This is a genomic window from Aeromicrobium choanae (genome assembly GCF_900167475.1).
Taxonomy (GTDB): domain Bacteria; phylum Actinomycetota; class Actinomycetes; order Propionibacteriales; family Nocardioidaceae; genus Aeromicrobium; species Aeromicrobium choanae.
Genome location: NZ_LT796768.1, coordinates 1,553,221 through 1,577,138, shown reverse-complemented (window position 1 = coordinate 1,577,138; position 23,918 = coordinate 1,553,221). Strand labels below are relative to the sequence as shown.

26 protein-coding genes and 2 tRNA genes are annotated in these 23,918 nt (G+C 71.1%); 16 read left to right on the top strand and 12 right to left on the bottom strand.

The genetic code is table 11. The annotated features are described in order from the left end of the window. Window positions 1-22: 22 nt before the first annotated feature. Complete coding sequence (gene recF / locus B5D60_RS07745) at window positions 23-1,150, top strand: DNA replication/repair protein RecF (protein ID WP_078699615.1); 1,128 nt, start codon at window positions 23-25, stop codon at window positions 1,148-1,150. Continuing rightward, window positions 1,143-1,628, top strand: a complete 486-nt coding sequence (locus B5D60_RS07740; protein ID WP_078699614.1) for a DUF721 domain-containing protein — start codon at window positions 1,143-1,145, stop codon at window positions 1,626-1,628. The genes recF and B5D60_RS07740 overlap by 8 nt, the downstream gene beginning before the upstream one ends. A gap of 6 nt (window positions 1,629-1,634) precedes the next feature. On the opposite strand, the gene B5D60_RS07735 is transcribed toward B5D60_RS07740, so the two are convergent. After that, window positions 1,635-2,432, bottom strand: a complete 798-nt coding sequence (locus tag B5D60_RS07735; RefSeq protein ID WP_078699613.1) for a phosphatase PAP2 family protein — start codon at window positions 2,430-2,432, stop codon at window positions 1,635-1,637. Window positions 2,433-2,627: 195 nt separating this feature from the next. Between B5D60_RS07735 and gyrB the strand changes: the two genes are divergently transcribed. The 11 genes from gyrB (at window position 2,628) to B5D60_RS07685 (ending at window position 12,546) form a co-directional block, all read left to right on the top strand. Next, window positions 2,628-4,637, top strand: coding sequence for a DNA topoisomerase (ATP-hydrolyzing) subunit B (gene gyrB / locus B5D60_RS07730; RefSeq protein ID WP_078699612.1), 2,010 nt, complete (start codon window positions 2,628-2,630; stop codon window positions 4,635-4,637). 74 nt (window positions 4,638-4,711) lie between these two features. After that, window positions 4,712-7,273 (top strand): DNA gyrase subunit A, encoded by a 2,562-nt coding sequence (gene gyrA, locus B5D60_RS07725; RefSeq protein ID WP_078699611.1) that lies wholly within the window; start codon window positions 4,712-4,714, stop codon window positions 7,271-7,273. Continuing rightward, window positions 7,266-8,252 (top strand): DUF3566 domain-containing protein, encoded by a 987-nt coding sequence (locus B5D60_RS17050; protein WP_231948997.1) that lies wholly within the window; start codon window positions 7,266-7,268, stop codon window positions 8,250-8,252. The genes gyrA and B5D60_RS17050 overlap by 8 nt, the downstream gene beginning before the upstream one ends. 161 nt (window positions 8,253-8,413) lie before the next feature. Beyond that, window positions 8,414-8,488, top strand: a tRNA-Ile gene (locus B5D60_RS07715). A 145-nt stretch (window positions 8,489-8,633) separates the two neighbouring features. Beyond that, window positions 8,634-8,709: transfer RNA gene (locus tag B5D60_RS07710), tRNA-Ala, on the top strand. 144 nt (window positions 8,710-8,853) lie between these two features. Further along, window positions 8,854-9,366, top strand: a complete 513-nt coding sequence (locus B5D60_RS07705) for a hypothetical protein (RefSeq protein ID WP_172806293.1) — start codon at window positions 8,854-8,856, stop codon at window positions 9,364-9,366. 126 nt (window positions 9,367-9,492) lie between these two features. Continuing rightward, window positions 9,493-10,143 (top strand): NUDIX domain-containing protein, encoded by a 651-nt coding sequence (locus tag B5D60_RS07700; RefSeq protein WP_078699609.1) that lies wholly within the window; start codon window positions 9,493-9,495, stop codon window positions 10,141-10,143. A 101-nt stretch (window positions 10,144-10,244) separates the two neighbouring features. Continuing rightward, window positions 10,245-10,814: a hypothetical protein gene (locus tag B5D60_RS07695; RefSeq protein ID WP_153302912.1), complete on the top strand. Its 570-nt coding sequence runs from the start codon at window positions 10,245-10,247 to the stop codon at window positions 10,812-10,814. Window positions 10,815-11,012: 198 nt separating this feature from the next. Beyond that, window positions 11,013-11,165 carry a hypothetical protein gene (locus B5D60_RS16705; RefSeq protein ID WP_153302911.1) on the top strand — a complete coding sequence of 51 codons (153 nt, stop codon included), beginning with the start codon at window positions 11,013-11,015 and terminating at the stop codon, window positions 11,163-11,165. Between the two features lie 89 nt (window positions 11,166-11,254). Beyond that, window positions 11,255-11,806, top strand: coding sequence for a hypothetical protein (locus B5D60_RS07690; protein WP_078699607.1), 552 nt, complete (start codon window positions 11,255-11,257; stop codon window positions 11,804-11,806). After that, window positions 11,803-12,546, top strand: a complete 744-nt coding sequence (locus tag B5D60_RS07685) for a glycosyltransferase (RefSeq protein ID WP_078699606.1) — start codon at window positions 11,803-11,805, stop codon at window positions 12,544-12,546. Before B5D60_RS07690 ends, B5D60_RS07685 begins: the two co-directional genes overlap by 4 nt. Here B5D60_RS07685 and B5D60_RS07680 read toward each other — a convergent pair. From B5D60_RS07680 to idi, 7 genes are read right to left on the bottom strand one after another with little or no spacing between them, the layout of a single operon-like run. Continuing rightward, complete coding sequence (locus B5D60_RS07680; protein ID WP_078699605.1) at window positions 12,533-13,408, bottom strand: prenyltransferase; 876 nt, start codon at window positions 13,406-13,408, stop codon at window positions 12,533-12,535. The genes B5D60_RS07685 and B5D60_RS07680 overlap by 14 nt on opposite strands. Further along, the gene (locus B5D60_RS07675; RefSeq protein ID WP_078701336.1) at window positions 13,405-13,746 is read right to left on the bottom strand and encodes a lycopene cyclase domain-containing protein; all 342 of its coding nucleotides are present in this window, start codon (window positions 13,744-13,746) and stop codon (window positions 13,405-13,407) included. The genes B5D60_RS07680 and B5D60_RS07675 overlap by 4 nt, the downstream gene beginning before the upstream one ends. Then, window positions 13,743-14,069, bottom strand: coding sequence for a lycopene cyclase domain-containing protein (locus B5D60_RS07670; protein ID WP_153302910.1), 327 nt, complete (start codon window positions 14,067-14,069; stop codon window positions 13,743-13,745). Before B5D60_RS07670 ends, B5D60_RS07675 begins: the two co-directional genes overlap by 4 nt. After that, window positions 14,066-15,664, bottom strand: coding sequence for a phytoene desaturase family protein (gene crtI / locus B5D60_RS07665; protein WP_078699604.1), 1,599 nt, complete (start codon window positions 15,662-15,664; stop codon window positions 14,066-14,068). The genes B5D60_RS07670 and crtI overlap by 4 nt, the downstream gene beginning before the upstream one ends. Further along, entirely contained in the window at window positions 15,664-16,566 is a 903-nt protein-coding gene (locus tag B5D60_RS07660) for a phytoene/squalene synthase family protein (RefSeq protein ID WP_078699603.1), read from the bottom strand. Before B5D60_RS07660 ends, crtI begins: the two co-directional genes overlap by 1 nt. Next, window positions 16,563-17,615 (bottom strand): polyprenyl synthetase family protein, encoded by a 1,053-nt coding sequence (locus tag B5D60_RS07655; RefSeq protein ID WP_078699602.1) that lies wholly within the window; start codon window positions 17,613-17,615, stop codon window positions 16,563-16,565. The genes B5D60_RS07660 and B5D60_RS07655 overlap by 4 nt, the downstream gene beginning before the upstream one ends. Continuing rightward, the gene (gene idi / locus B5D60_RS07650) at window positions 17,612-18,271 is read right to left on the bottom strand and encodes an isopentenyl-diphosphate Delta-isomerase (protein WP_231948996.1); all 660 of its coding nucleotides are present in this window, start codon (window positions 18,269-18,271) and stop codon (window positions 17,612-17,614) included. Before idi ends, B5D60_RS07655 begins: the two co-directional genes overlap by 4 nt. A gap of 88 nt (window positions 18,272-18,359) precedes the next feature. Between idi and B5D60_RS07645 the strand changes: the two genes are divergently transcribed. Then, entirely contained in the window at window positions 18,360-18,884 is a 525-nt protein-coding gene (locus tag B5D60_RS07645; RefSeq protein ID WP_078701334.1) for a MarR family winged helix-turn-helix transcriptional regulator, read from the top strand. Between the two features lie 130 nt (window positions 18,885-19,014). On the opposite strand, the gene B5D60_RS07640 is transcribed toward B5D60_RS07645, so the two are convergent. The 4 genes from B5D60_RS07640 to B5D60_RS07625 all read right to left on the bottom strand — a co-directional run bounded on the left by B5D60_RS07640 (window position 19,015) and on the right by B5D60_RS07625 (window position 21,995). Next, window positions 19,015-19,935, bottom strand: a complete 921-nt coding sequence (locus B5D60_RS07640; protein ID WP_078699601.1) for an LLM class F420-dependent oxidoreductase — start codon at window positions 19,933-19,935, stop codon at window positions 19,015-19,017. Further along, entirely contained in the window at window positions 19,935-20,447 is a 513-nt protein-coding gene (locus tag B5D60_RS17045) for a hypothetical protein (RefSeq protein WP_197684495.1), read from the bottom strand. Before B5D60_RS17045 ends, B5D60_RS07640 begins: the two co-directional genes overlap by 1 nt. 60 nt (window positions 20,448-20,507) lie before the next feature. Beyond that, a complete protein-coding gene (locus B5D60_RS07630) occupies window positions 20,508-21,365 on the bottom strand; it encodes an oxygenase MpaB family protein (RefSeq protein WP_078699600.1) in 858 nt (285 codons plus the stop codon). Between the two features lie 147 nt (window positions 21,366-21,512). After that, window positions 21,513-21,995, bottom strand: coding sequence for a universal stress protein (locus B5D60_RS07625; protein ID WP_197684426.1), 483 nt, complete (start codon window positions 21,993-21,995; stop codon window positions 21,513-21,515). 113 nt (window positions 21,996-22,108) lie between these two features. Here B5D60_RS07625 and B5D60_RS07620 point away from each other — a divergent pair, with 113 nt between their 5' ends. Together B5D60_RS07620 and B5D60_RS07615 are read left to right on the top strand one after the other, a co-directional pair. Further along, window positions 22,109-23,260 carry a GAF domain-containing sensor histidine kinase gene (locus tag B5D60_RS07620; RefSeq protein ID WP_197684425.1) on the top strand — a complete coding sequence of 384 codons (1,152 nt, stop codon included), beginning with the start codon at window positions 22,109-22,111 and terminating at the stop codon, window positions 23,258-23,260. A 9-nt stretch (window positions 23,261-23,269) separates the two neighbouring features. Further along, complete coding sequence (locus B5D60_RS07615) at window positions 23,270-23,893, top strand: response regulator (protein ID WP_231948995.1); 624 nt, start codon at window positions 23,270-23,272, stop codon at window positions 23,891-23,893. Window positions 23,894-23,918 lie beyond the last annotated feature (25 nt).

The window sequence follows — 23,918 nt, the reverse complement described above, 5'->3', positions numbered from 1 at the left end:
TCGCCGGCCGTAGGCTGGGCCCATGCACGTGACCCGACTCGAGCTGGCCGACTTCCGGTCGTACGGCTCGGTCGAGATCGAGCTGCGCCCGGGGCCGGTGGCGTTCGTCGGTGCCAACGGGCAGGGCAAGACCAACCTGGTCGAGGCGATCGACTACCTCGCCACCCTGGACTCCCACCGGGTGTCGTCCGACACTCCCCTCGTGCGGGCCGGCGCGGAACGGGCGATCGTCCGCGCCCAGCTGCAGCGCGAGGACCGTTCGGCGCTGCTGGAGCTGGAGATCACGCCGGGCCGGTCGAACCGCGCCCGCGTGAACGGCAACCCGCTGCCCCGCGTGCGCGACCTCGTAGGGATCGCGCGCACGGTGCTGTTCTCGCCCGAGGATCTGGCGCTGGTGAAGGGCGACCCGTCCGACCGGCGGCGCTTCCTCGACCACCTCGTCGTCATGCGCACGCCCCGCTTCGCGGGAGTCAAGGCCGATTACGACCGCGTCCTCAAGCAGCGCAACACCCTGCTGAAGACCGCGGGCCGGCGCAGCAACGTGGAGATCTCCACGCTGGACATCTGGGACGAGAACCTCGCGCGCACGGGTGGTCAGCTGGTTGCGGCACGACTGGCCCTCCTCGATGCCCTCGCACCGCACGCCACCGACGCGTACCGCGACGTCGCGGCGGGGGCCGCGGCCGAGCGCCAGGTGGTCTCCCTCGTCTACAAGCCCTCGGTCGAGGGCGTCGAGGAGCTCCGCGATCCCGACGACATCGCCAAGGCCCTGCTCGACGAGATCGGCCGGCGCCGCCGTGAGGAGCTCGAGCGCGGCATCAGCCTCGTCGGCCCGCACCGCGACGACGTGCTGCTCGGGATCGGCGACCTCCCGGCGAAGGGGTACGCCAGCCACGGCGAGTCCTGGTCGCTCGCGCTGGCCCTGCGCCTCGCGGCGTTCGCGCTGCTGCGCGAGGACGGCGACGACCCGATCCTGATCCTCGACGACGTGTTCGCCGAGCTCGACAGCGACCGCCGCTCGCGGCTGGCCGCCCGGGTCGCCGGTGCCGAGCAGGTGCTCGTCACGGCCGCGGTCGAGGGCGACGTGCCGACCGAGCTCGTGGGCCAGTCGTTCGACGTCGCCGGCGCGGTGGTGACGCCGCGTGACTGACGACAACGAGGACGTCCTGCGCCTCGCGCGCGAGATCGCCGACGCCTACCGCAACGGCAACGCCCCGCCCGCGCGCACCCGGCGACCGATCCGCCGGAACGCTCCCGCGCGGCGCCCGGGCCGCGAGGACGGGGTCGCCCTCGGCGACGTGCTCGGCGAGATGGTGAGGAACCAGGGCTGGAACGACCGGCTCGCCGCCTCGCGAGTGTTCTCCGACTGGGCCTCGATCGTCGGTCCCGAGGTGGCGCAGCACTGCAAGGTCGACCACTTCACCGATGGCGTCGTCTACCTCGAGACCAGCTCCACGGCGTGGGCCAAGGAGCTCAAGATGCTCGCGCCGCGGCTCGTCGCGAAGCTGAACGAGGAGCTCGGCGACGGTCAGGTGCTGCGGATCGACGTCCGCGGGCCCCAGGCGCCCAGCTGGAAGAAGGGCCGACGCTCGGTGAAGGGCCGCGGCCCCCGCGACACCTACGGCTGAGTCGTCTCAGGCCTCGGGGCTGATCCACGCCATGGCGGACACCACGAGGGCCGACACGAGCGCGACGGCGCCGAGCACGAGCGACGCGTCGAGGAAACCGTCCATCCCCGCCACCGGACGCACCCCGATCAGCACGATGCCCAGCAGGGAGCAGGCCGCTCCGGCCAGCGCCGTGGGCAGGACGGCCCGCGTGCGGGCCCGCCGCCCACCGTGGATCATCACGGCGATGGCGCACCACGCCAGCACCACCAGCAGGGCCGCCACGACGTCGGCGGGACGGTGCCACCCGGCCACGATCGTGGACAGGCCGGTCAGCCCGGAGGCGAAGGTGCCCAGGCCCGCGATCGGCGCTCGCGCCGCGGCGGGGACGACGATCAGCAGCGCGGCCACGACCGAGACCACCACGGTCACGTGCCCGCTGGGCAGCGAGTTGTGGACCCCGTGGCCGAGGTCGGGACGCTCGAGCAGGCCGTGCTTGAGGACCTGGGTGGTGACGTTCGACCCCACGATGACGACCGCCGCGGCGAAGACGGCGCGCCAGTGGTGGCGCCGCGCGGCCAGCAGCAGGCACACCACGGCGAGCGTCGCGGCCGACCAGATCGGCACGCGTCCCAGGATGGACAGCAGGGTCAGCTCGGCCTCGCGCCCGGCAGCGACGGTGAGCATCGCCTGCTCGTCGGCGGCCTGGCCCCGTGCGGAGGACAACGCCACGCGCACCAGCAGGACGAAGGCGGTGACGGCCGCTGCGCCGGTCACCAGCGCCGGTACCGACACCCGTGCGGGCAGGCGGGTCGTGGAGCTCACGTCTCCAGCCTCCCAGACCGCCGGTGACGCGAACCCGCCACACGGCGCAGGAGCGAGCGAAACCGAGGCCGGACGATGGCCACCTTGGTCGACCCCCTCGTCGCGCCTCCCAGAGCCCTTCTAGCGCCGTTCAGCGGCACCTGTGGACGAAGGAAGAACGCTCCACAGAAGGTGTCGTGGCGTCAGACGCACAGAATGGGCCCGTATACTGATTGGGTGACCCAGGCGCCCGAGACACCCAGCACGTACGACGCGAGCAACATCCAGGTCCTGGAGGGACTCGAGGCGGTCCGCAAGCGGCCCGGCATGTACATCGGCTCCACCGGCGAGCGCGGCCTGCACCACCTCGTCTACGAGGTCGTCGACAACTCGGTCGACGAGGCCCTCGCCGGCTACGCCACCAGCATCCAGGTCGTGCTGCAGGCCGACGGCGGCGTCAAGGTCATCGACGACGGCCGTGGCATCCCGGTCGACGAGCACCCCGAGGAGAAGATCCCGGCGGTCACCCTGGTGCTCACCTCGCTGCACGCCGGCGGAAAGTTCGGCGGCGGCGGCTACAAGGTCTCCGGTGGTCTGCACGGCGTCGGCGTCTCGGTCGTGAACGCGCTGTCCACCAAGCTCTACGTCGAGGTCAAGCGCGACGGGTACCGCTGGACCCAGTCCTTCACCTACGGCGTGCCCGACGGGCCCCTCGTGCGCGAGGAGGAGACCGACGAGACCGGCACCACCACCACGTTCTACGCCTCGGACACGATCTTCGAGACGACCACCTACGAGTACGAGACGCTCAAGACGCGCTTCCGCGAGATGGCGTTCCTCAACAAGGGCCTCCAGCTCACCCTGCGCGACGAGCGCCACGCCGACGACACCGATCCCAACGAGGGCGTCGTCGACGACGTCGAGCGCGAGGTCAGCTTCCGCTACGACAACGGCCTGGTCGACTACGTCAACCACATCAACGTCGGCAGCAAGGCCCCGATCCACCGCGAGATCATCAGCCTCGAGCGCGAGGACGGGGCGAACGGCCTGTCGCTCGAGCTCGCGATGCAGTGGAACGACAGCTTCAGCGAGTCGGTCCACACGTTCGCCAACACGATCAACACGCACGAGGGCGGCACGCACGAGGAGGGCTTCCGGGCGGCGCTGACCTCCACGGTCAACCGCTTCGCCGAGGCCAACAACCTGATCAAGAAGAAGGAAGACCGCCTCACCGGCGACGACATCCGCGAAGGCCTCACCGCGATCATCTCGATCAAGCTCGAGGAGCCGCAGTTCGAGGGCCAGACCAAGACGAAGCTGGGCAACACCGAGGCCAAGGGCTTCGTCCAGCAGGTGCTGAACGACGAGCTGGGTGCCTGGCTCGAGCGCAACCCCACCGAGGGCAAGACCATCATCCGCAAGTCGATCGACGCCGCGGCCGCTCGAGTGGCGGCCCGCAAGGCGCGCGACCTGGCGCGCAACCGCAAGGGCTTCGGCTCCGGCGGCGGCCTGCCGGGCAAGCTGATCGACTGCTCCAGCCGCAACCCGGAGGCGTGCGAGATCTTCGTGGTCGAGGGCAACTCGGCCGGCGGCTCGGCCCGCAACGGCCGCAACCCCGCGACGCAGGCGATCCTCCCGCTGCGCGGCAAGATCCTCAACGTCGAGAAGGCGCGGATCGACAAGATCATGCAGAACACCGAGGTCCAGGCGATCATCAGCGCCCTGGGCACCGGCGTCCACGAGGACTTCGACATCGCCAAGCTGCGCTATCACAAGATCGTGCTGATGGCCGACGCCGACGTGGACGGCCAGCACATCACCACGCTGCTGCTGACGCTGCTGTTCCGCTTCATGAAGCCGCTGATCGACGCCGGCCACGTGTACCTCGCGCAGCCGCCGCTGTACAAGATCAAGTGGACCAACCACCACCACGAGCTGGCCTACTCCGACTCCGAGCGCGACGCCGTCATGGCGGCCGGCCTCGACGCCGGCTACCGACTGCCGAACACGGCTCCGGTCCAGCGCTACAAGGGCCTCGGCGAGATGAACGCCAGCGAGCTGTGGGAGACGACCATGGATCCCGACGGCCGCCTGCTGCGTCAGGTCACGCTGGCCGACGCGGCCGTGGCCGACGAGATCTTCACGATCCTCATGGGCGAGGACGTCGACCAGCGACGCTCGTTCATCCAGCGGAACGCCAAGGACGTCCGCTTCCTCGACATCTGACCCCACCGAACCACCCGGTGGTCGAGGCGCCCGGCTAGTCAGCGGCACGAGACCACGGAACGAAGGACACAGAAGTGACCGACACCCCGATCGAAAGCGACCGCACCGAGCCGGTCGAGCTGCAGGACGAGATGCAGCGGTCGTACATCGACTACGCGATGAGCGTCATCGTCTCGCGCGCGCTGCCCGACGTGCGCGACGGCCTCAAGCCGGTGCACCGCCGCGTCCTGTACGCGATGTACGACGGCGGCTACCGCCCCGATCGCGGCTTCAACAAGTGCAGTCGCATCGTCGGTGACGTCATGGGTCAGTACCACCCCCACGGCGACTCGGCGATCTACGACACCCTCGTGCGCCTCGCGCAGCCGTGGGTCATGCGCGCCCCGATGATCGCCGGGCAGGGCAACTTCGGCTCGCCGGGCGACGACCCGGCCGCGGCGATGCGGTACACCGAGTGCAAGCTCGCGCCGATCGCCATGGAGATGGTCGCCGACATCGACGAGGAGACCGTCGACTTCAAGCCGAACTACGACGGCCGCTCGCAGGAGCCCACCGTTCTGCCGGCGCGCATCCCCAACCTGCTGGTCAACGGCTCGGCCGGCATCGCCGTCGGCATGGCCACGAACATCCCGCCGCACAACCTGCGCGAGGTCGCCGACGGCGTCCAGTGGGCGCTCGAGCACCCCGACGCGACGCGCGAGGAGCTTCTCGAGGCGCTGCTGCAGCGCATCAAGGGCCCTGACTTCCCGACGAACGGCCTGATCGTCGGCACGAGCGGCATCGAGGACATGTACCGCACCGGTCGCGGCTCGGTCCCCATGCGCGCCGTGGTCAACATCGAGGAGGACGCGAAGGGCCGCATGCAGCTCGTCGTCACCGAGCTGCCCTACCAGGTCAACCCGGACGGCCTGATGCGCAAGATCGCCGATCTCGCACAGACGGGTCGCGTCCAGGGCATCAGCGACCTGCGCGACGAGTCCAGCGACCGCGCCGGCCGCCGCATCGTCATCGAGATCCGCCGCGACGCCGTCGCCCGCGTCGTGCTGAACAACCTGTACAAGCACACCGACCTGCAGACGAACTTCAGCGCCAACATGCTGGCGATCGTCGACGACGTGCCGCGCACGCTGACCCTCGACGGGTTCATCTCGCACTGGATCCACCACCAGGTCAACGTCATCCGCCGCCGCACCGAGTACCGCCTGCGCAAGGCCGAGGAGCGCGCCCACATCCTGCGCGGCCTGGTCAAGGCGCTCGACCTGCTCGACGACGTGATCGCGCTGATCCGCCGCAGCCCCACGGCCGACGAGGCCAACGAAGGGCTGCAGGCGCTCCTCGAGATCGACGACCTGCAGGCGCGGGCGATCCTCGACATGCAGCTGCGTCGCCTCGCGGCGCTGGAGCGCCAGAAGATCATCGACGACCTGGCCAAGATCGAGTCCGAGATCGCCGCCTACAAGCTGATCCTGGCCAGCGAGGCGCGCCAGCGCGAGATCGTCGGCGAGGAGCTGGCGGTGATCGTCGACAAGTACGGTGACGACCGCCGCACCCGGATCATCGCCGCCGACGGCGACCTGTCCGACGAGGACCTCATCCCCGATGAGGAGCTCGTCGTCACGATCACCAAGGGCGGCTACGCCAAGCGCACGAAGACCGAGCTCTACCGGGTGCAGGGCCGCGGCGGCAAGGGCGTCCGCGGCGCCTCGCTGCGCGGCGAGGACGTCGTCGAGCACGTGTTCTCCACCACGGCCCACCACTGGATCCTGTTCTTCACCACGGCGGGCCGCGTCTACCGCGCCAAGGCGTACCACCTGCCCGAGGGCGGCCGCGACGCCCGCGGCGGCCACGTGGCCGGCCTGCTGGCGTTCCAGCCCGACGAGGAGATCGCCCAGGTGCTGGCGGTCCGCGACTACGAGCAGGCGCCCTACCTGGTGCTCGCCACGAAGCGCGGGCTGGTCAAGAAGACCCGACTCGTCGACTACAACAGCCCGCGCCAGGCCGGCGTCATCGCGATCAACTTCCGCGACGAGGACGACGAGCTGGTCGGCGCCGAGCTGGTCTCGCCCGAGGACGACATCCTGCTGATCAGCCGCAAGGCGCAGTCGATCCGCTTCCGCGCCGACGACGAGCAGCTGCGTCCGATGGGCCGCGCCACCTCCGGTGTCACGGGCATGAAGTTCCGCGGCGAGGACTCCCTGCTGTCGATGACGGTCATCAAGGCCGGCGCCGACCTGGAGGGCGAGGACGACGAGAGCCAGAAGCTCTACGTCTTCACGGTCACCGACGGCGGATTCGCGAAGAAGACCCGCATCGACGAGTACCGCATCCAGGGCCGTGGCGGACTGGGCATCAAGGCCATGCAGATCACCGAGTCGCGAGGCGAGCTGGTCGGCGGCCTGGTGCTGCGTGACAGCGACGACGTCATCAGCGTGACCGAGTCCGGACAGATCACTCGCAGCCTCGTGTCCGGTGTTCCTGTGAAGGGGCGTGGCACGATGGGTGTGAGTTTCGTGAAGTTCAAGGGCAACGACCGCGTGGTCACCATCGCCCGGAACACCGAGGTCGCCGAGGTGGCGGCACCGGAGTCCACGGACGAAGCCGAGCAGTCGGAGACGAGCGGGGACGACAGTGAGTGAGCAGAAGCCGGACAACGGTCAGCAGAACGGCGTGCCTGCGAAGAACGCCAAGGCGAACGGGACGACCCCGTCGGTCACGGCGCGCCGCCCGCTGACGAAGGCCGAGTACGCCCGCACGACCAAGGCGACCCCGGACACCACTGCGGTGATCCCCGCGGTGCGCGACGACCAGCCCGCTCCGCCCAAGCCCGCGGCCCCGCCCGTGGACGACCGGCCCACGCAGACGATGAAGGCCGTGCCGGCCGATCCGCCGGCCAAGCCCGCGGAGAAGAAGCCGTCGGGCCAGCCGCAGCAGAAGACACCCGAGCGCCCGGCGCCGGCGAAGAAGGACGCGCCGGCGGCTGTCCCGAAGAAGGCTCCGGGTCAGGCCGGCGCTGCTGCCGGTGTGGCCGGCGCGGGTGTCGCTGGCGCCACCGCCGCGGGCGCGACTGCCGCAGCCGCTCCGGCGGTTGCTCCGGCTCCGTCTGCTCCCGCTCCGGCTGCCCCGAAGCCCGAGCAGAAGGCCGCGCCGGAGCCGAAGAAGGCACCGGAGCCCAAGCCCGAGTCGAAGAAGTCCGAGTCGAAGAAGCCCGCGAAGTCCGTCCAGACCACCACGGCGCCCGCCGCCGACTCCGGTCGGTCGGCGCGCCTGAAGCTGAGCCACGTCGAGCCGTGGAGCGTCACGAAGATGTCGTTCGTGGTCTCGGTCGCGCTCATGGTCGTCAGCGTCGTCGCGGTCACCGTGTTCTGGCTCGTCATGCAGATCACCGGCGTGTGGGGCGCCCTCAACGACAGCGTCTCCAACGTGCTCGCCGACGACGCCTCCGGCTTCGACATCACCGAGTACCTGGGCTTCGGCCGCGTCGTGGGCCTCACGCTGCTGGTGTCGAGCCTGAACGTCATCTTCATGACCGCCCTGGCCACGATCGCCGCCCACCTGTACAATCTGGCGGCCGGCATCCTCGGCGGCATCGAGTTGACGTTCGGCGAGCGCAAGTAGTCCGCAGACCCCCGCGCCCACTCCCCGCGAGTGGCGCGAATCGGCCCGCCACTCGTCGAGTGGCGGGCCTTTCTGCGCCACTCGCGGAGGGTGACGGGTCCCTCACGGACCCGATTGGAACTCGTGCCGGACCTTGGGGTAATCTCATCTATTGCTGCCCGGGGCCTATAGCTCAGCTCGGTTAGAGCGCTTCCCTGATAAGGAAGAGGTCGATGGTTCAAGTCCATCTAGGCCCACCGAAGGAGGAGTCGACGTGAAGAAGATCCTCACCCTGGCACTCGCGGTTGCCGGAGCCGTCTGGTTCGCGAACCGCCGCAAGTCCGCAGCGCAGCCCGATGCTTGGGCTCAGCACAGCGATCCGGTCTGACGCTCTCCCACCACGGGGCCTTGGCGCAATTGGTAGCGCACCTGCTTTGCAAGCAGGGGGTTAGGGGTTCGAGTCCCCTAGGCTCCACCACATGACCGGCACGAACCTGCTTCGCACTTCACTGTTCAGCGCGTGCCGAAAAAGATGACCGCCCCCGGGGCGCTTCCTTTCGAATCCAGTTTGTGGCGGCCACTGAGCTGAGAAGCTGGGGCGGTGGATGGGTACGTGCGGCACGTGAAGGCGGCCGTTCCACCTGAACTCTCTGCCGAGCTGGCCCACGTCGATCGTCTGGCGCAGCGACTCGTGGAACACATCGCATCCACGCAGGTTGAGCTTTCGGCTCTCCACGTGCACGGCGCGCCGAGCAAATCTATCCAGGATCACTTCACAGCGCTCCTGTGCGAGGACCTGGGGTTCGGCACGGAGGTGGTGCTCACCCCGCAAAGCGGACTGGTCACACAGGCACGCCCTGATTTCTTCTTCCCGATCGCTGAGGGACGAGGCATCTTGGCTGAGGTCGAACGGGGTGGGACGACGACCAACAATCACGATCTCAAGGACTTGTGGAAGGCGCACGTCGCCGCAGATGCGCATCACTTGTTCCTGATCGTCCCGTACAACAATTGGAAGGCGGACGGCTCGCCGCGAGAGCGACCGTTCCGTATTGTGTCCAGACGCTTGGGTGCTTTCTTCGGGGAACCGCGAAGAGAGATTGACGTTCTCAGCGTCCATGTCTTCGCATATTGATCTTGGGTCCGTTCCACAGGGGTGTTGGACGGGCGTCCCGACAGATCACCCCGAAGGCCCAGCGGGTTCTCCCACGACCCGGCGAGTCCCCGCAGGCACCAACACCCCATCCGCGAGGCTGGACCGATGACCGCCGGCATCGACACCCCTGACCACCGTGGCCGCACGGGCCTGCACCTGACGGGCCGCGAGCTCGACCGCAACCCCGACGTCGTCGTGCGCGACGTGGAGGTGCTGTCGAACGACTGGTACGTCCTGCGCGCGACCACGTTCGACCGACGCGGGTCGGACGGCACGTGGCGCACAGAGCGGCGCGAGACCTACGACCGTGGCGACGGCGCGACGATCTTGCTCTACGACATGGACCGCAGGACGGTGCTGCTCACGCGGCAGTTCCGCTTCCCGGTCTACGTGAACGGCCACCCCGACGGCATGCTCGTCGAGACCGCCGCGGGCCTGCTGGACGAGGACGACCCCGTCGCGGCCATCCGGCGCGAGACCGTCGAGGAAACGGGTGTCGAGATTGGGCCGGTGCAGCACGTGTTCGACGTCTTCATGAGTCCCGGGTCGGTGACCGAGCGCCTGCACTTCTTCGCGGCTCCCTATCGCGCGGACGACGTCGCCGGCACGCAGTACGGCGTCGCGGCGGAGGGCGAGGACATCGAGATCGTGGAGTTGGACATCGACCGGGCCCGCGCGGCCATCGGCACCGAGATCGTGGACGCCAAGACGATCATGCTCGTGCAGTGGGCGCTGCTGGACGGGCCTTTTGCCTGATTCCTCCGACGAGCGGCGGAGCTGCGACTGCGGTACCAAGGAGGGAGGGCTCGGTGCGCCAGCGTCGACCGACGCAGCCGGGGCCCGCGGAGGTGAACCTGATGGACAACGTCGACCCCTGGGTCTGGATCCTGATCGCGGTCGTGGCGCTGCTGCTGGTGGCCGCTCTCGTCTGGGCCCTCACGAATGGCAAGAAGGCCAAGGAGGAGAAGCGGCTCGAGAAGGAGCGCGAGCAGCGCGTCGAAGCCGCCCGCCTGCGCGACGAGGCCCGCGAGGCCTCGGTCTCCGCCAACCAGACCGCGGCCGGCGCCGCCGCTGCTCGTGCCGACGCCGACCAGGCGCGACTCGACGCCGAGCGACTCGAGCGCCAGGCCGCCGAGCTCCAGCAGGAGGCCGCGGAGACCAAGCAGCACGTCGACCACCGCCTGGCCAAGGCCGACGAGATCGACCCCGACGTCACCGACGGTCAGCGTGACGACCGTATGGACGCACAGCGAGATGACCTCGCCGATGGTCGCTCCGACGACGTGGCCCCGGCCCGGCAGGACGCGGTGTCGCAGGATCGTCCCGTCTTCACCGGCAAGCACGGTGGGGACCCGGACGCCGACCTGCGCGAGCCCGGCCCGACGGACGCTCCGCCGGAGGACCCCGACAACACCCGTCGCGTCTGAGCGACGTCGCGCTCGGCGGGCGTTCGTCCCCAGGTGTGGGTAGACCTGTGGACGAAATGACATCGATGTAATTCCTGCCATCGCAGGCTGTCCTGGGCGGGCCCGGGTTCCACGTCCGAAACCCGAGCCCGGCCGCTCTCCAATGTCACGCACGACGACGGAGGCGAGCAGCATGGCCAGGCACACGAAGGCGACCCGATGATCGCGCTGGCGCTCGCGTTCCTGTGCGGCATGGCATTCGCCGTGTCGGTCGCCGTCCTCCTGGCGACCGGCATGGTGAACCGGGCGATGGCCTCGTTCTCCCTCGCCGAGGAGGACGCCGGACTCGACGAGTTCGCCCACCTGCGCTGAGGCGGCGTTGTCCCCACCTGTGCACAGGCATGTGGACGAACCACACGGGTGTAACTCGTGGAATTCCCCGCCGTCAGTAGGATGTCCGAATGCCGTTGATCGTCCCGGACGCCCTGCGCGCCGCCGGCATCGTCAGCGTCGTGGCGGCCACGATCCACGCGGGCTGGATCGGCTTCGCGCTCTTCTTCCTCGTGCTCGGTGCGCTCTTCATCCCTCGCGCGGTCGGCACCGGGCCGGCACTCGACGTCACCTTCTGCGGCGCGCTGCTGCTCGGAGGCTGGGCGGCCCAGCTCGACTGGTACCTCGCCGTCCCCGGCCTCGACCTCGTCGTCCACGCCACCGCCACCGGACTCATCGCGGCCCTCACGTGGCAGGTGCTCGTGAAGGTCGGCGCGCTCGCCACCCACGACGATCCCCGGCTCGCGCGCCCGCGGCTGGGCGCCTTCGTCGTCACCCTGACCACCGCTGTCGCGCTCGCCGTCGCGTGGGAGTTCCTCGAGTGGATGGGCCACACCTGGATCGACGGCCGCATCCAGGTGGGCTACGACGACACGATCGGCGATCTCGCCGCCGGGGCGGTCGGTGCGCTGATCGCCGCCCTCGTGGTGAGCCGCACGTCGGCCGCGGAGCCGAGCCGGTGACCGCCCCGACCGTCTCGGTCGTCATCCCCGTGCACGACGACGCCGACGAGCTCCGCGAGTGCCTGCGACTGCTGGCGCTCCAGACCGCGGCCCCGCTCGAGGTCGTCGTGGTGGACAACGGGTGCACCGACGACTCGGTCGCCGTCGCCGAGGCGGCTGGGGCACGCGTCGTCGTGGAGCCGCGCCTGGGCATCCCTCCGGCGGCTGCCACCGGCTACGACGCGGCCACGGGCGACGTCATCGCCCGGCTCGACGCCGACTCCCGGCCCGGCCCTGACTGGATCGCCCGGGTCTCCCGCGCGATGGCGGATCCCGACGTCGACGCCGTCACCGGGGCGGGCTGGTTCCACGACCTGCCGCCCGTGCTGGCCCGCATCGCCACGGTGGCCTACCTCGGCGCCTACTACGTCCTGACCTACCTCGCCCTCGGGCACCATCCGCTCTGGGGTTCGAGCATGGCGATCCGGCGCACCAGCTGGGAACGTGTGCGCGGCCGCGTGCACCGGTTCGACGACGTGCACGACGACATGGACCTCGCCTTCGCGCTCGGCCCGGAGTCCGTGATCCGCTACGACCGCGGCCTGGGGCTGGGCGTCTCGGGGCGCTCGGTGCGGGGCCGGAGGCAGCTCGCGCGACGCATGGACCGCGCCGTCACCACGCTGAGGCTCAACTGGGCGGAGCGCCCGCCGTGGGTGCGCTGGCAGGACCGGTTCCGGTCCCGCCGCGTCACCGGAGGCTGATCCAGATCAGCAGCTGCGTCACCAGGAACCCGGTGACGAAGTTCAGCCACAGGAAGCGACGCCATCCGGCGTTCGCCTCCTCGCACCGCTCGTCCGTGATCGACAGGAACGGCGCGATGTTGGCGGCGTAGGGCAGGACCAGCAGGGCGGAGAGGGAACCGGGCCACGGCAGCGCCAGCAGGCACAGGCCGCCGACGAGGTAGGCCGCGAAGGCGAACCGGGTGGTGTTGCGGGCACCGAGCACCGTGCCGATCGAGCCGATGCCGGCCGCGCGGTCGGCGGTGACGTCCTGGACGGCGCCGAAAGCGTGCGACCCGACGCCCCACGCGAAGAAGCCCGCGATCGCTGCGACGACCGTGACGCCGAGCTCGACCTCACCACCGCGAGCGGCCGCGAGCGCCAGTCCGAACACCGCGGGGCTGACGAAGTGCGTGCTGGAGGTGAGCGAGTCCAGGAACGGCCGCTCCTTGAACCGCAGGACCGGCGCCGAGTAAGCGATGACGGCGAAGATGCTGATCGCCAGCACGAGGTTCGACAGCGGCGAGCCCATCGCGGCCAGCACCACGACGAACGGCACGTTCGACAGGACCGCCGACCAGATCGTCAGGCGGTGGATCCGGCGGTCGAGCACGATCCCCTCGACCCCGCCCTTGCGCGGGTTGCGCAGGTCTGACTCGTAGTCGAAGACGTCGTTGATCCCGTACATCAGCAGGTTGTAGGGCACCAGGAAGTACGCGCAGCCCACCCAGAACGCGACGTCGAGGCCGCCACCGCCCAGCAGGTAGGCGGCGCCGAACGGGAAGGCCGTGTTGACCCACGACAGCGGGCGCGACGACGCCAGCACCTGGCCGGCGCGGCTCACGCCTGGTCCTGCGAGCGCAGGGCGGGATCGCGGTGGCGCGCGGGAGGCGACAGGAGCAGCAGCAGCGACGACACCAGCACCGTGGCCGCCAGCGGCCACGCGAAGTCCTCGATCGGCGCGAGCCCCACATGGATGCCGGTCAGGGCCGACTCGTCGAACCGGAAGAGGTCGGCGGCGATCATGACGCTGTCGAAGACGGCGGTGAGGACGGCGAGTGCCACGGCGGTGAGCCCCGTGGCGGCCCACCAGCGGCGGTCGGGGCGGCGCGTGACGACCGCGAGGGCCAGAACGGGGAGGGTCGCGGCCGTGAACACCGCGGCGAGCCCGAGATAGGTCATCGGGCGACCGCCCTGCGGTCGAGCAGCATCGTGAACAGCCCGTGCAGGACGCCGGTGACGTAGGTGAGGAAGACGATGAAGAAGAGCTCCTCGAGCGGCAGCTCGCGGGCCACCTCGATCCCGGTCATCGCCGGGGACTCGCCCCGCGCGTAGACCTCGAGCCGGATCGCCACGACGTCCCAGACCAGGAAGAAGACGAAGCCGACGGCGAGGACGACCAGCGCGTACGAGCTCTTCCGGAAGAGGAACAGCCGCCACCGGTGGTCGACCAGCCCCATGCAGAAGCCCGCCCCGATCACCGAGGCGAGGTAGAGCCAGCTCACGCGACCACCGTAGTGCCGGCGAAGGGCTCGGGCGACGGCCCCGCCGACCGGTCGCCCCGCAGGCGCTTGAGGACGAGCTCGGCGCTGATCAGGCACATCGGCAGCCCGATGCCCGGGATCGTGCTGGATCCGGCGTAGAGCAGTCCGTCCACCCGGCGCGAGGCGTTGCGCGCCCGCAGGAACGCACTCTGGCGCAGGGTGTGGGCGGGCCCGAGGGCGCCTCCGGACCACGCGTTCAGGTCGGCGGCGAAGTCACCGGGTCCCACGGTGCGCCGGACCTTGATCCGCGAGGCGAGTTCGGGCACGCCGGCCCACGAGGCGATCTGGCCGATGGCCGCGTCCGCGGTCTTCTCGACGGCGGGATCGCCGGCGCCGTCGACGCCCCCGCGCCCCAATCCCACGTCGGCCGGCACCGGGACGAGGATGAACACGTTCTCGTCGCCCTCGGGAGCGACCGACGGGTCGGTGGCCGACGGCCGGCACACGTAGGAGGACGCGGGGTCCGGCACGCGGCCGGGCCGGCCGAGCACGTCGTCGAAGTTCGCGGCCCAGTCCCGCGTGAAGAACATCGTGTGGTGCGCCAGCTCGGGCAGCTCGCCCTCGACGCCGAGGTACGCCAGCACGGCACCCGGGCCCGGATCGCGGCGCTTCCACCACGACTCCGGGTAGGTCCGGAGGTGCTCCGGCAGCAGTCGCGTCTCGAGGTGGTGCAGGTCCATCGCGCCGACCACGACGTCGGCGTCGATCCGCTCGATCCCCTCGTCGGTGCGGAACGTGACACCCTCGACCCGCGCCCGCGCGCCCGGTGTGGGGACGGCGCGACCGGTGGAGCTGGTGTCGATGCCGATGACGGTGGCGCCGGTGCGGATGCGCACGCCGCGGGCGCGAGCCAGGGCGGCGATCGCGTCGATCAGCGTGGAGAAGCCGCCCTGCGGGTAGAGCACGCCGTCGGCGAGGTCCATCCCGCTCATCAGGTGGTACATGCTCGGAGCGCGCGACGGTGACGACCCGAGGAACACCGCGGGGTACCCCAGGATCTGGCGGAGTCGGGTGTCGTCGAAGCGCGCGGCGACGTGCGACTCCAGCGAGCGGCCCAGCAGCCCGGCCAGGCGGGGAGCCCGGCGCAGCACGTCGGCATGAGCGAGGTTCGCCGGCTGCTCGAAGCTCGTGTAGAGGAAGTGGTCGACGGCCATCTGGTGGGTGTCGGCCGCCGACTCCAGGTATTCCTCGAGACGGCGCCCCGCGCCGGGCTCGATCGCCTCGAACAGCGCGACGTTCTCGGCGCGCGTGGCGCGCACGTCGACCGGCTGCTCGTTGCCCTCGAAGAACACGCGGTAGCCGGGGTCGAGCCGGATGAGGTCGAGCTGCTCGTCGGCCGTGGTGCCGAGCAGCCGGAAGAAGTGCTCGAAGACCTCGGGCATGAGGTACCAGGAAGGGCCGGTGTCGAACCGGAAGCCGTCCTTGCTCCACGAGCCAGCCCGCCCGCCGACGTCGTCCCGCTGCTCGAGCAGGTCGACGGACCAGCCGTCGGCGGCCAGGAGGGCGGCGGTGGCCAGGCCGGAGATCCCCCCGCCGATGACCGTGACGCTCCCCATCAGACGCCGACCGTGACGGCGCGTGCGACGACCCGGGCCTTGGCGGGGCCGGGCACGCGGATGCGCTCGGAGCGGATCCGCGCGGGCGAGGCCTGACGCAGCCGCCGGGACAGCTCCGCGAAGAGCGCGTGCGCGGCGGCGACCGCACGACGGCTGCCGGCGGGAAGGCGCGGGATCACGGCCGCTGCGGCGGCGAGGTCGGCATCGATGTCGTCGAGCAGTCGGTCACGCATCGCGACGTCGAAGTGCTCGGGATCCAGGCCGGGCACGTAGCTGCGGCCGAGGTTGTCGCGGTCGTCGCCGAGGTCGCGCAGGAAGTTCACCTTCTGGAAGGCCGCGCCGAGGCGACGCGCGCCCGGGGCCAGCTCGGCGTACTGGGCCTCGGGCCGGGGCTGGTCGAGGAGGAAGGCCTTGAGGCACATCAGGCCGACGACCTCGGCGGAGCCGTAGATGTAGGTCGCGAAGCTGGCCTCGTCGTGGTCGGTGCGGAAGAGGTCGGTGCGCATCGACTGGAAGAACGGGTCGACCAGGTCGGTGCCGATCCCACACGCGCGTGCGGTGCGCGCGAACGCGTGGACGACGAGATTGGCGCTGTGCCCGGTGCGCATCGCCTCGTGCACCTCGGCGTGGAGCGAGTCCAGCATGCGCAGCTGCTGGTCGTGGTCGCCGTCCGGGCGCGGCGCGTCGACGATCTCGTCGGCCACACGCACGAGCGCGTAGATGTTGCACACGCGCGTGCGCACCGGCTCGTTCAGCAACCGTGACGCCAGCGAGAACGACGTCGAGTAGCGCTTGATCACGAGCGCGGCGGCACCCTCGGCCACGTCGTCGTACAGCGTGTAGGCCTCGGTGGCGGCCGTCGACCCTGAGCGGCCGCGCTCCTCGTGGTGGAGTGCGCTCATGCCGCACCCACCTCCGCGGTGGTGTCCTGCGTCATGGCGGCCATGTGCCAAGCCTGCGCCACGAGGGGGTCGAGGAGCGACCGCTCGAGGTCGAGGGTGCGGGCATGCTCGCGCGCCAAAGCCAGGTGGCCGTCAGCGAGGTCCTCCACGTAGCCCCGCGAGCCGCAGTGCGTGAGTGCCTCGCGCACGCCGGCCGCGGCCGCCTCGGTCAGGTCGGGATCGCCCAGGTGCGGCGCGATCCGCTCCCAGTCGGGCGTCTGCGAAGCGTGCACCATGAGCGGCGTGCGCTTGCCCTCACGGAGGTCGCCGAGCGGGTCCTTGCCCGTCAGCTCGGGGTCGCCGAACATCGCCATCACGTCGTCGTGGAGCTGGAACGCGATGCCCAGGCAGCGGCCGATCTCGCCCAGCACGCGCACGGCGGACTCGTCGGCCCCCGCGAGCACCGCTCCGGCCTGCAGTGGCAGCACGAACGAGTAGACGGCCGTCTTGTGCTCGGTGACGGCGATGGCCTCGTCGGCGCTCGGCATCGCGGTGCCCAGGGCGAGGCGGACGTCGGCCAGCTCGCCGGCGGCGGAGGCGTGCAGCGTGGCGTCGAGGAGGTCCAGCAGGCGGTGGGTGGTGACCGGGTCCACCCCGCACGTCGCCACCGCGCGGATCGCGGCCGCCAGGGCGAGGTCGCCGGCGAGGATCGCACCGGCGCGCGCGTAGGTGTCGTGGTCGTCCGGCGACGTGGCCAGCCCGCTCGCGTCGGAGCGAAACAGGCCCGGCACGCTCGGCCGTCCCCGACGGGTGTCGTCGTTGTCGATCACGTCGTCGTGGATCACGAAGGCGGTGTGCAACAGCTCGGTGGCCGCGGCGACGGCGTCGACCACGGTGTCGGGCTGGTCGCCCGCGAAGGCCGCGTGCACCGTGGTGACGAGCCAGGGACGAAAGCGCTTGCCGCCGGAGCTGCCGAGGTCGAGGGCGGTGAGCAGCGCATGGTGGTCGCGGCTCAGACCCGGGACCCGGGCGGAGTGCAGGAGTGAGTCCAGCTCCGACTGCAGGGTCATGGGCTCGTCTCCGTCTGGTCGGGCGCCAGCACGTGCCAGGCGTCGGCCGCCTCGATCGCGGCGGCCTGCTCGACCAGCCAGGGGCTGAGCGCCCACGGCGCGATCCGCACCGTCTCGCGCAGGTCGGACACGTCGACCCAGCGCAGCTCCTCGACCTCGTCGGGATGGGGCTGCGCGTCGTCGGTCGCCCGCGCGACGAAGACGGGGCACACCTCGTTCTCCACCACGCCGGAGGCGTCGACCGCGCGGTACGCGAAGTCGGGCAGGAACGGGCGGATGGACGCGGGCTCGAGGCCGAGCTCACCGCGACCGTGGCGGCTGACCGCGTCGACGAGGTCCTCTCCCGGCCGCGGGTGACCGCAGAAGGAGTTGGTCCACACGCCGGGCCACGACCGCTTGCCGAGCGCTCGGCGGGTCAGCAGGACACGGCCTTGGCCGTCGATCAGGTAGCAGGAGAACGCCAGGTGCAGGGGCGTGTCGTGACCGTGGACGTCCTGGCGCGGAGCCGTGCCGATGGGGCGCCGCTCGTCGTCCAGCAGGACGACGAGGTCGTCGGGATCGCCGTGCGGAAGGCGGTCGGGAAGGCTCGGGCGCGCGCCGGCTGAGGGCGCAGCGGCGTCCGCTGCACCGGGGGCGTGGTCGAGCACGGGTTCCACAGAGTCCTCCTGGTGACACCTCGAACGGTATTGCTAACCAATCTAGATATCAACTTATAGAAATAGTGCCTATGATGAAGGCGTGCCGATGCGTCCCCTTCCCCGTACCCCCGTGGCACCCGACTACACCGACGACGAGCGCGGCCTGCTGAGGGCGGTCCGCGAACTGGTCCGGGCGGACCGGGAGATGCGCAACCGGCTCAGCGACGCGATGCGGGTCAATCCCACCGACCTGCGATCCCTGCGCCACGTCATCCGCACGGTCGAGCTCGCGGAGTCCGATCCGCAGGGCAGCGCGGTCCCCGGGGTGACCCCGCGCCGGCTCGCCGACCACCTGGGCATCAGCACGGCTGCCGTCACGACCCTCGTCGACCGGCTGGTCGCCTCGGGGCACCTGGAGCGCGTGCCGCACCCCACCGACCGCCGGTCGGTGGTCCTCGTCCCCACCGAGCAGGCCCGCCGCGAGATGTCGGAGCACCTGGCCGACATGCACGAGCGGATGAAGGCCATCGCGGCCAAGGTTCCGGTGGACGCCAGGCCCGCGATCATCGACTTCCTGCAGTCGCTGACGACGGAGATGGAGCGGGGCCGCCTCGAGGTGGGCCCCTCCTGAGCTCGGTTGTCCCCAGGTGGGGACAACGCTGTGGGTAAACCACACCGATGTAATTCTCGATGCCCCGGTGCCGAAACGACAAGGCATCCGAGCCCGGATCGGGGTCGGATGCCTCATCGTTCGTCGGTCCTCAGACGTGCGGCAGGATCTCCTCGGCCACGAGTCGCAGGTGGTCCAGGTCGCCCAGGTCGAGCACCTGCAGGTAGAGCCGCTCCGACCCGGCGTCGGCGAACTCGCCGATCCGGTCGAGGATCTCGGCCGGGGTGCCGGCGAGACCGTTGGTGCGCAGCTCGTCGACCTCGCGGCCGATCGCCGAGGCGCGCCGGGCGATCTCGGCCTCGTCCGAACCAGCGCACAGCACGAGCGCGTTCGACCACGCGAGCGACGACGGATCGCGCTCGGCCTTCTCGCACGCCTCACGCACCCGCCCGAACTGCGTGCGGGTGAAGTCGGCCGACTCGAACGGGACGTTGAACTCGTCGGCGAACCGCGCCGCCAGTGCCGGGGTCCGGCGCTTGCCCTTGCCGCCCACGATCACCGGGATCCGGTCCTGCGCCGGCTTGGGCAGCGCAGGCGACTCGGTCACCGCGTAGTGCTGGCCCTCGAACGAGTAGGCACCCGACGTGTCGGCCCAGAGGCCGGTGATGATCTCCAGCTGCTCCTCGAGCCGGTCGAAGCGCTCGGGGGTGTCGGGGAAGCCGATCCCGTACGCGCGGTGCTCGGAGTCGAACCAGCCCGCGCCGAGCCCGAACTCCACGCGTCCACCGCTCATCTGGTCGACCCCGGCCACGCTGATCGCCAGCGGTCCGGGCAACCGGAAGGTGGCACTCGTGACGAGCGTGCCGAGGCGGATGGTGGAGGTCTCGCGGGCCAGACCGGCCAGCGTGATCCAGGCGTCGCTCGGGCCGGGCAGGCCCTCCCCGCCCATCGCCAGGTAGTGGTCGGAGCGGAAGAACGCGTCGAAGCCCAGCCGCTCGGACTCCTGCGCGACGGCGAGGAGGTCGTCGTACGAGGCGCCCTGCTGCGGTTCGGTGAAGATCCGCAGCCGCATCAGGCGCGGGCGTCGGGGTCGTCGGTGCCCAGCGGGTTCGGCTGGGAGGAGAGGTCGTCCGAGCCGGCCTCGTCGATGTCGAACGGAGCCCGGGCGTCAGCAGCGGCGGCGTCGGCGCGCAGCCCCTCCGAGCTGGTGCTGTACGCGGGAGCGGACGCGTCGGCGTCCGTGCCGGTGCCAGCACCCGCGCCCGTGGCGGTGCCCGAGTCATTCGCGTCGTCGTTGGAGAAGTCGGCGGCGGTCTTCACCTTGTCGCTGACCGTGCCGGAGACGTCCTTGGCCTTCTCGCTGACGACGCCGGAGACGTCCTTCGCCGTCTCGGCGACGCGGTGGCCCACGTCGGACGCCGCCTGCTTCGCGGTGTCCTGCGCCTTGTGGGCCGTGGACTGGACCGGATCGGTGTGCCACACCCTCTCGGCCTGCTGCTTGATCTGCTCATAGCGGCCGCGGCCGGCACGGGTTCCGAGAACGTATCCGACGGCGGCGGCCGTCAGCAGCGCGAGCTTCTTCACGAGCGATCACTCCTTGGTTGGGTGGGGACTCGTCCATTGTGTCGCGGTTCGCCGACATCCTCATGTCGTGGAGCGAGGCGCCGGGGCCATGGCCCATCCGATCGCCCGCGTGACGGCCACGCCGCCGGCGCGCACGGCGGTCGCCTCGGTGACCGGGAGCCACGGCAGGCGCAGCGGCCGGCGGGCCCAGCGCGGGAGCAGGCCCACCGCCGCGGCGGCGAGCAACCCGTAGGGGGCTCGCACCGTCCACGGCACCGGCGGGCTCAGCAGCATGAAGCGGGCGGCCGCACGGGCGGCGGGCGTGCTCCGGAGGTCGGAGCGGTAGGACGCCAGCGCCGCCGCCAGCTCCGCCGTGTCGTGCGGGACGTCGTCCGCGCCGAGCAGCCGAGCGGTGATCCCGGCCTGGGCGACGTAGACGTCGCGCTCCTCGGGGTCGAGGGGGCGGGCGCCGTAGCGATCGTGCGCCCGCAGGAAGGAGTCGATCTCCGCGAGGTGCACCCACCGCAGCAGGTGCGGGTCGGAGGCCGCGTACTCGCCCCCGTCATCGGCGGTGCCCCGGACGCGCTCGTGGATTCGGCGCACGGCACCGATCGCGCGGTCGGCGTGCTCGACGGTGCCGAACGTCGTCTCCGCGATGAACCCGCTGGTGCGCTGCAGCCGCCCCCAGGGATCACCACGGAAGCCCGAGTGCTGGTCGACCCCGGCCATCGCCAGGGGGTGCAGCGACTGCAGCAGGAGGGCGCGGATGCCGCCGACGAACATGGAGGCGTCCCCGTGGACGCGCCAGACGGGGTCGTCGGGGGTGAACCGTCGCTCGCCCTGCGTGCCGTGGATGCGCGCGCGGCGACCCTCGCCCTCGGGACCGGCCACGCGCGCGAAGATCGCGGAGGCGGCCTGGCCACGCACGCGTTCGATCATGGCGCCAACGTAGCCCCGGCGGCGTGGGATCGCCGCCGGGGACGCGGGCTGCCGAGGGCCTCCGGGGGTGAGGCCGGGCAGCGGGCCGGCGCGCGGGGAGGGCGCGGGCTCGGGAAGGGCGGCCGGGAGGGGAAGTCCCGGCGCGCCTCAGTGGCTGACGAGGTCGTCGGCCGAGGCCACGTCCACCGACTCGGCGACGGACGTGGTGGGGACCGCGACCACCACACACTGGGCGTGGGTCAGGCAGTAGTGGCTGACCGAGCCGAACAGCACGCGGCTGATGCCCGTGTGCACGCGCGTGCCGACGACCAGCATGGCCGCGTCGCGCGATGCCTCGACGAGCGTCGGGCCGGGGGCGCCCTGCACGACCTCGATGCGACGCGGGCTGCCGCTCGCGTCCTGGGCACCGATCGTCTCGGTCACCCAGTTTGCGGCGTTCGACCGGGCGTCGGACTCGTAGGCCATCCACGGGACCTCGGCGCCGGCCATGGCGACGGCCGCGTCGATCTGCCACACGTGCACGATCCTCAGGTCCGCGCCGCGGAGGTCGGCCTCCTGCGCGGCCCACGTCAGGGCTGCGGCTCCGGCGGGGGTCTCGTCCACTCCGACGACGATGGTGTTGGTGCTCATCGTGGGTTCCTTTCTCGACACCTCCATCGTGCTGGAGTCCGGCGTCGCGGTGCAGGGCCGAAGGTCCCGAGTTGCCGGGACCTCCGGCCCGGCGGTCTGGGTACGGTGAGCGCGTGGACGAACAGGACCGGAAGCGCTGGGAGAACATCGTCGAGGCCGCCGTCGCGGTGACCTCCGATCTCGACCTGGACAGCCTGCTGGCCCGCATCATCGAGCTCGCCCGCGACCTGACCGGTGCCCGCTACGGCGCGCTGGGCGTGTTGGGGCACGACCCCGCCGAAGGGCTGGCCGAGTTCCTCACCCAGGGCATCGACGACAAGACCGCGGCCCTGATCGGCGACCTGCCGCGAGGGGACGGGGTCCTCGGCGTCGTGCTCCGTGACGGGGTGCCGCTGCGGCTGGACGACGTCGCCTCGCACCCGGCCTCCGTCGGCTTCCCGCCGCACCACCCGCCGATGGGCGCGTTCCTCGGCGTGCCCGTCCGGGTCAACGGCCAGGTGTTCGGCGACCTGTACCTGACCGAGAAGCCGGGCGGCTTCACCGACGACGACGAGCGCCTCGTGTCCGGGCTCGCCGCGGTGGCCGGGACGGCGATCGCCAACGCGCGCCTGTTCGACGAGCTCGCCAGCACACGGGCCGAGCTGGCGAGGATGGCCGTGGTCGAGGACCGCAACCGCATCGCCCGCGACCTCCACGACCTCGTCATCGGACGGCTCTTCGCCGTCGGCCTGTCCCTCGACCGGATCTCGCGGAACGTCGACGAGCCGTGGGCGGGCCGGGCCTCGCAGGCCGTGGACGACGTCGACCGCGCGATCGCCGACCTCCGCGGGGCGATCTTCGCGCTGGGATCCGACGCTGCGACCGACGAAGCGCGCCTCGTCCGGCTCCTGAAGGCCACGGCCGCGCCACTGGGGTTCGCACCCGTCATCGACATCGAGGGCGACCTCGGCCGGCTCGACATCGGTCTGCGCAGCGACGTGCACGCGGTGATGAACGAGGCGCTCGCCAACGTCATCCGGCACGCGAAGGCCTCGTCGGTGCACCTGCGACTCGAGGTGGCCGAGCACGAGGTCGTCGCCACGGTGACCGACGACGGGGCCGGCATGGGCGCCGCCGAGCCGGCCAGCGGACTGGCGAACCTGAGCGAGCGGGCCCAGCGCTCCGGTGGGTCGCTGCGGATCGGTCCCGGTACGGGCGGCAGCGGGACGCGCGTGGTCTGGCGCATCCCGGTCGGAGCCGACGGGACCTCGGCCGCACTTCCGTAGGCTGGCCCCGTGAGCGAACCCATCCGCGTCTTCCTGCTCGACGACCACGAGGTCGTGCGGCGCGGCGTCGGCGACCTCCTCGAGGACTCGGGCGGCATCACGGTGGTCGGCCAGGCCGGCACGGTCGCCGAGGCCGCCACCGCGATCGAGCGGCTCCAGCCCGACGTCGCGGTCCTCGACGCGCGGCTGCCGGACGGCTCGGGCATCGAGCTGTGCCGGCGGGTCCGGCTCTCGTCCGAGCGCACGGCGGTCCTCATCCTGACCTCCTACGAGGACGACGAGGCGCTCTTCGAGGCGATCATGTCCGGCGCCTCCGGCTTCCTGCTCAAGCAGGTGCGCGGCAACGACCTCGTCGACGCCGTCCAGCGGGTCGCCGCGGGCCAGTCGCTGCTCGACCCCGCCGTCACCCGCTCGGTGCTCGAGCGCCTGCGCCGCCAGGCCGAGCCCGACCCCCTCGACGAGCTGACCGCGCAGGAGCGCAAGGTCTTCGACGAGCTGCGGCTCGGGCGCTCCAACCGCGAGATCGCCACCACGCTCTTCCTGTCGGAGAAGACCGTCAAGAACTACGTCTCCACGGTCCTGGCGAAGCTCGGCCTCGAGCGCCGCGCCCAGGTCGCCGCCTGGGACCGCTGACACCCGAAGTTTCCCCTGTTAACAG

What these genes read in the sequence shown, in the direction of transcription:
- recF (WP_078699615.1), top strand. Translation starts at nt 23, where the DNA reads ATGCACGTGACCCGACTCGAGCTGGCCGACTTCCGGTCGTACGGCTCG.
- gyrB (WP_078699612.1), top strand. Translation starts at nt 2,628, where the DNA reads ATGGGCCCGTATACTGATTGGGTGACCCAGGCGCCCGAGACACCCAGC.
- B5D60_RS07700 (WP_078699609.1), top strand. Translation starts at nt 9,493, where the DNA reads ATGACCGCCGGCATCGACACCCCTGACCACCGTGGCCGCACGGGCCTG.
- B5D60_RS07695 (WP_153302912.1), top strand. Translation starts at nt 10,245, where the DNA reads ATGGACAACGTCGACCCCTGGGTCTGGATCCTGATCGCGGTCGTGGCG.
- B5D60_RS16705 (WP_153302911.1), top strand. Translation starts at nt 11,013, where the DNA reads ATGATCGCGCTGGCGCTCGCGTTCCTGTGCGGCATGGCATTCGCCGTG.
- B5D60_RS07690 (WP_078699607.1), top strand. Translation starts at nt 11,255, where the DNA reads ATGCCGTTGATCGTCCCGGACGCCCTGCGCGCCGCCGGCATCGTCAGC.
- B5D60_RS07675 (WP_078701336.1), bottom strand. Translation starts at nt 13,746, where the DNA reads ATGACCTATCTCGGGCTCGCCGCGGTGTTCACGGCCGCGACCCTCCCC.
- crtI (WP_078699604.1), bottom strand. Translation starts at nt 15,664, where the DNA reads ATGGGGAGCGTCACGGTCATCGGCGGGGGGATCTCCGGCCTGGCCACC.
- B5D60_RS07660 (WP_078699603.1), bottom strand. Translation starts at nt 16,566, where the DNA reads ATGAGCGCACTCCACCACGAGGAGCGCGGCCGCTCAGGGTCGACGGCC.
- B5D60_RS07655 (WP_078699602.1), bottom strand. Translation starts at nt 17,615, where the DNA reads ATGACCCTGCAGTCGGAGCTGGACTCACTCCTGCACTCCGCCCGGGTC.
- B5D60_RS07645 (WP_078701334.1), top strand. Translation starts at nt 18,360, where the DNA reads ATGCGTCCCCTTCCCCGTACCCCCGTGGCACCCGACTACACCGACGAC.
- B5D60_RS07640 (WP_078699601.1), bottom strand. Translation starts at nt 19,935, where the DNA reads ATGCGGCTGCGGATCTTCACCGAACCGCAGCAGGGCGCCTCGTACGAC.
- B5D60_RS07630 (WP_078699600.1), bottom strand. Translation starts at nt 21,365, where the DNA reads ATGATCGAACGCGTGCGTGGCCAGGCCGCCTCCGCGATCTTCGCGCGC.
- B5D60_RS07625 (WP_197684426.1), bottom strand. Translation starts at nt 21,995, where the DNA reads ATGAGCACCAACACCATCGTCGTCGGAGTGGACGAGACCCCCGCCGGA.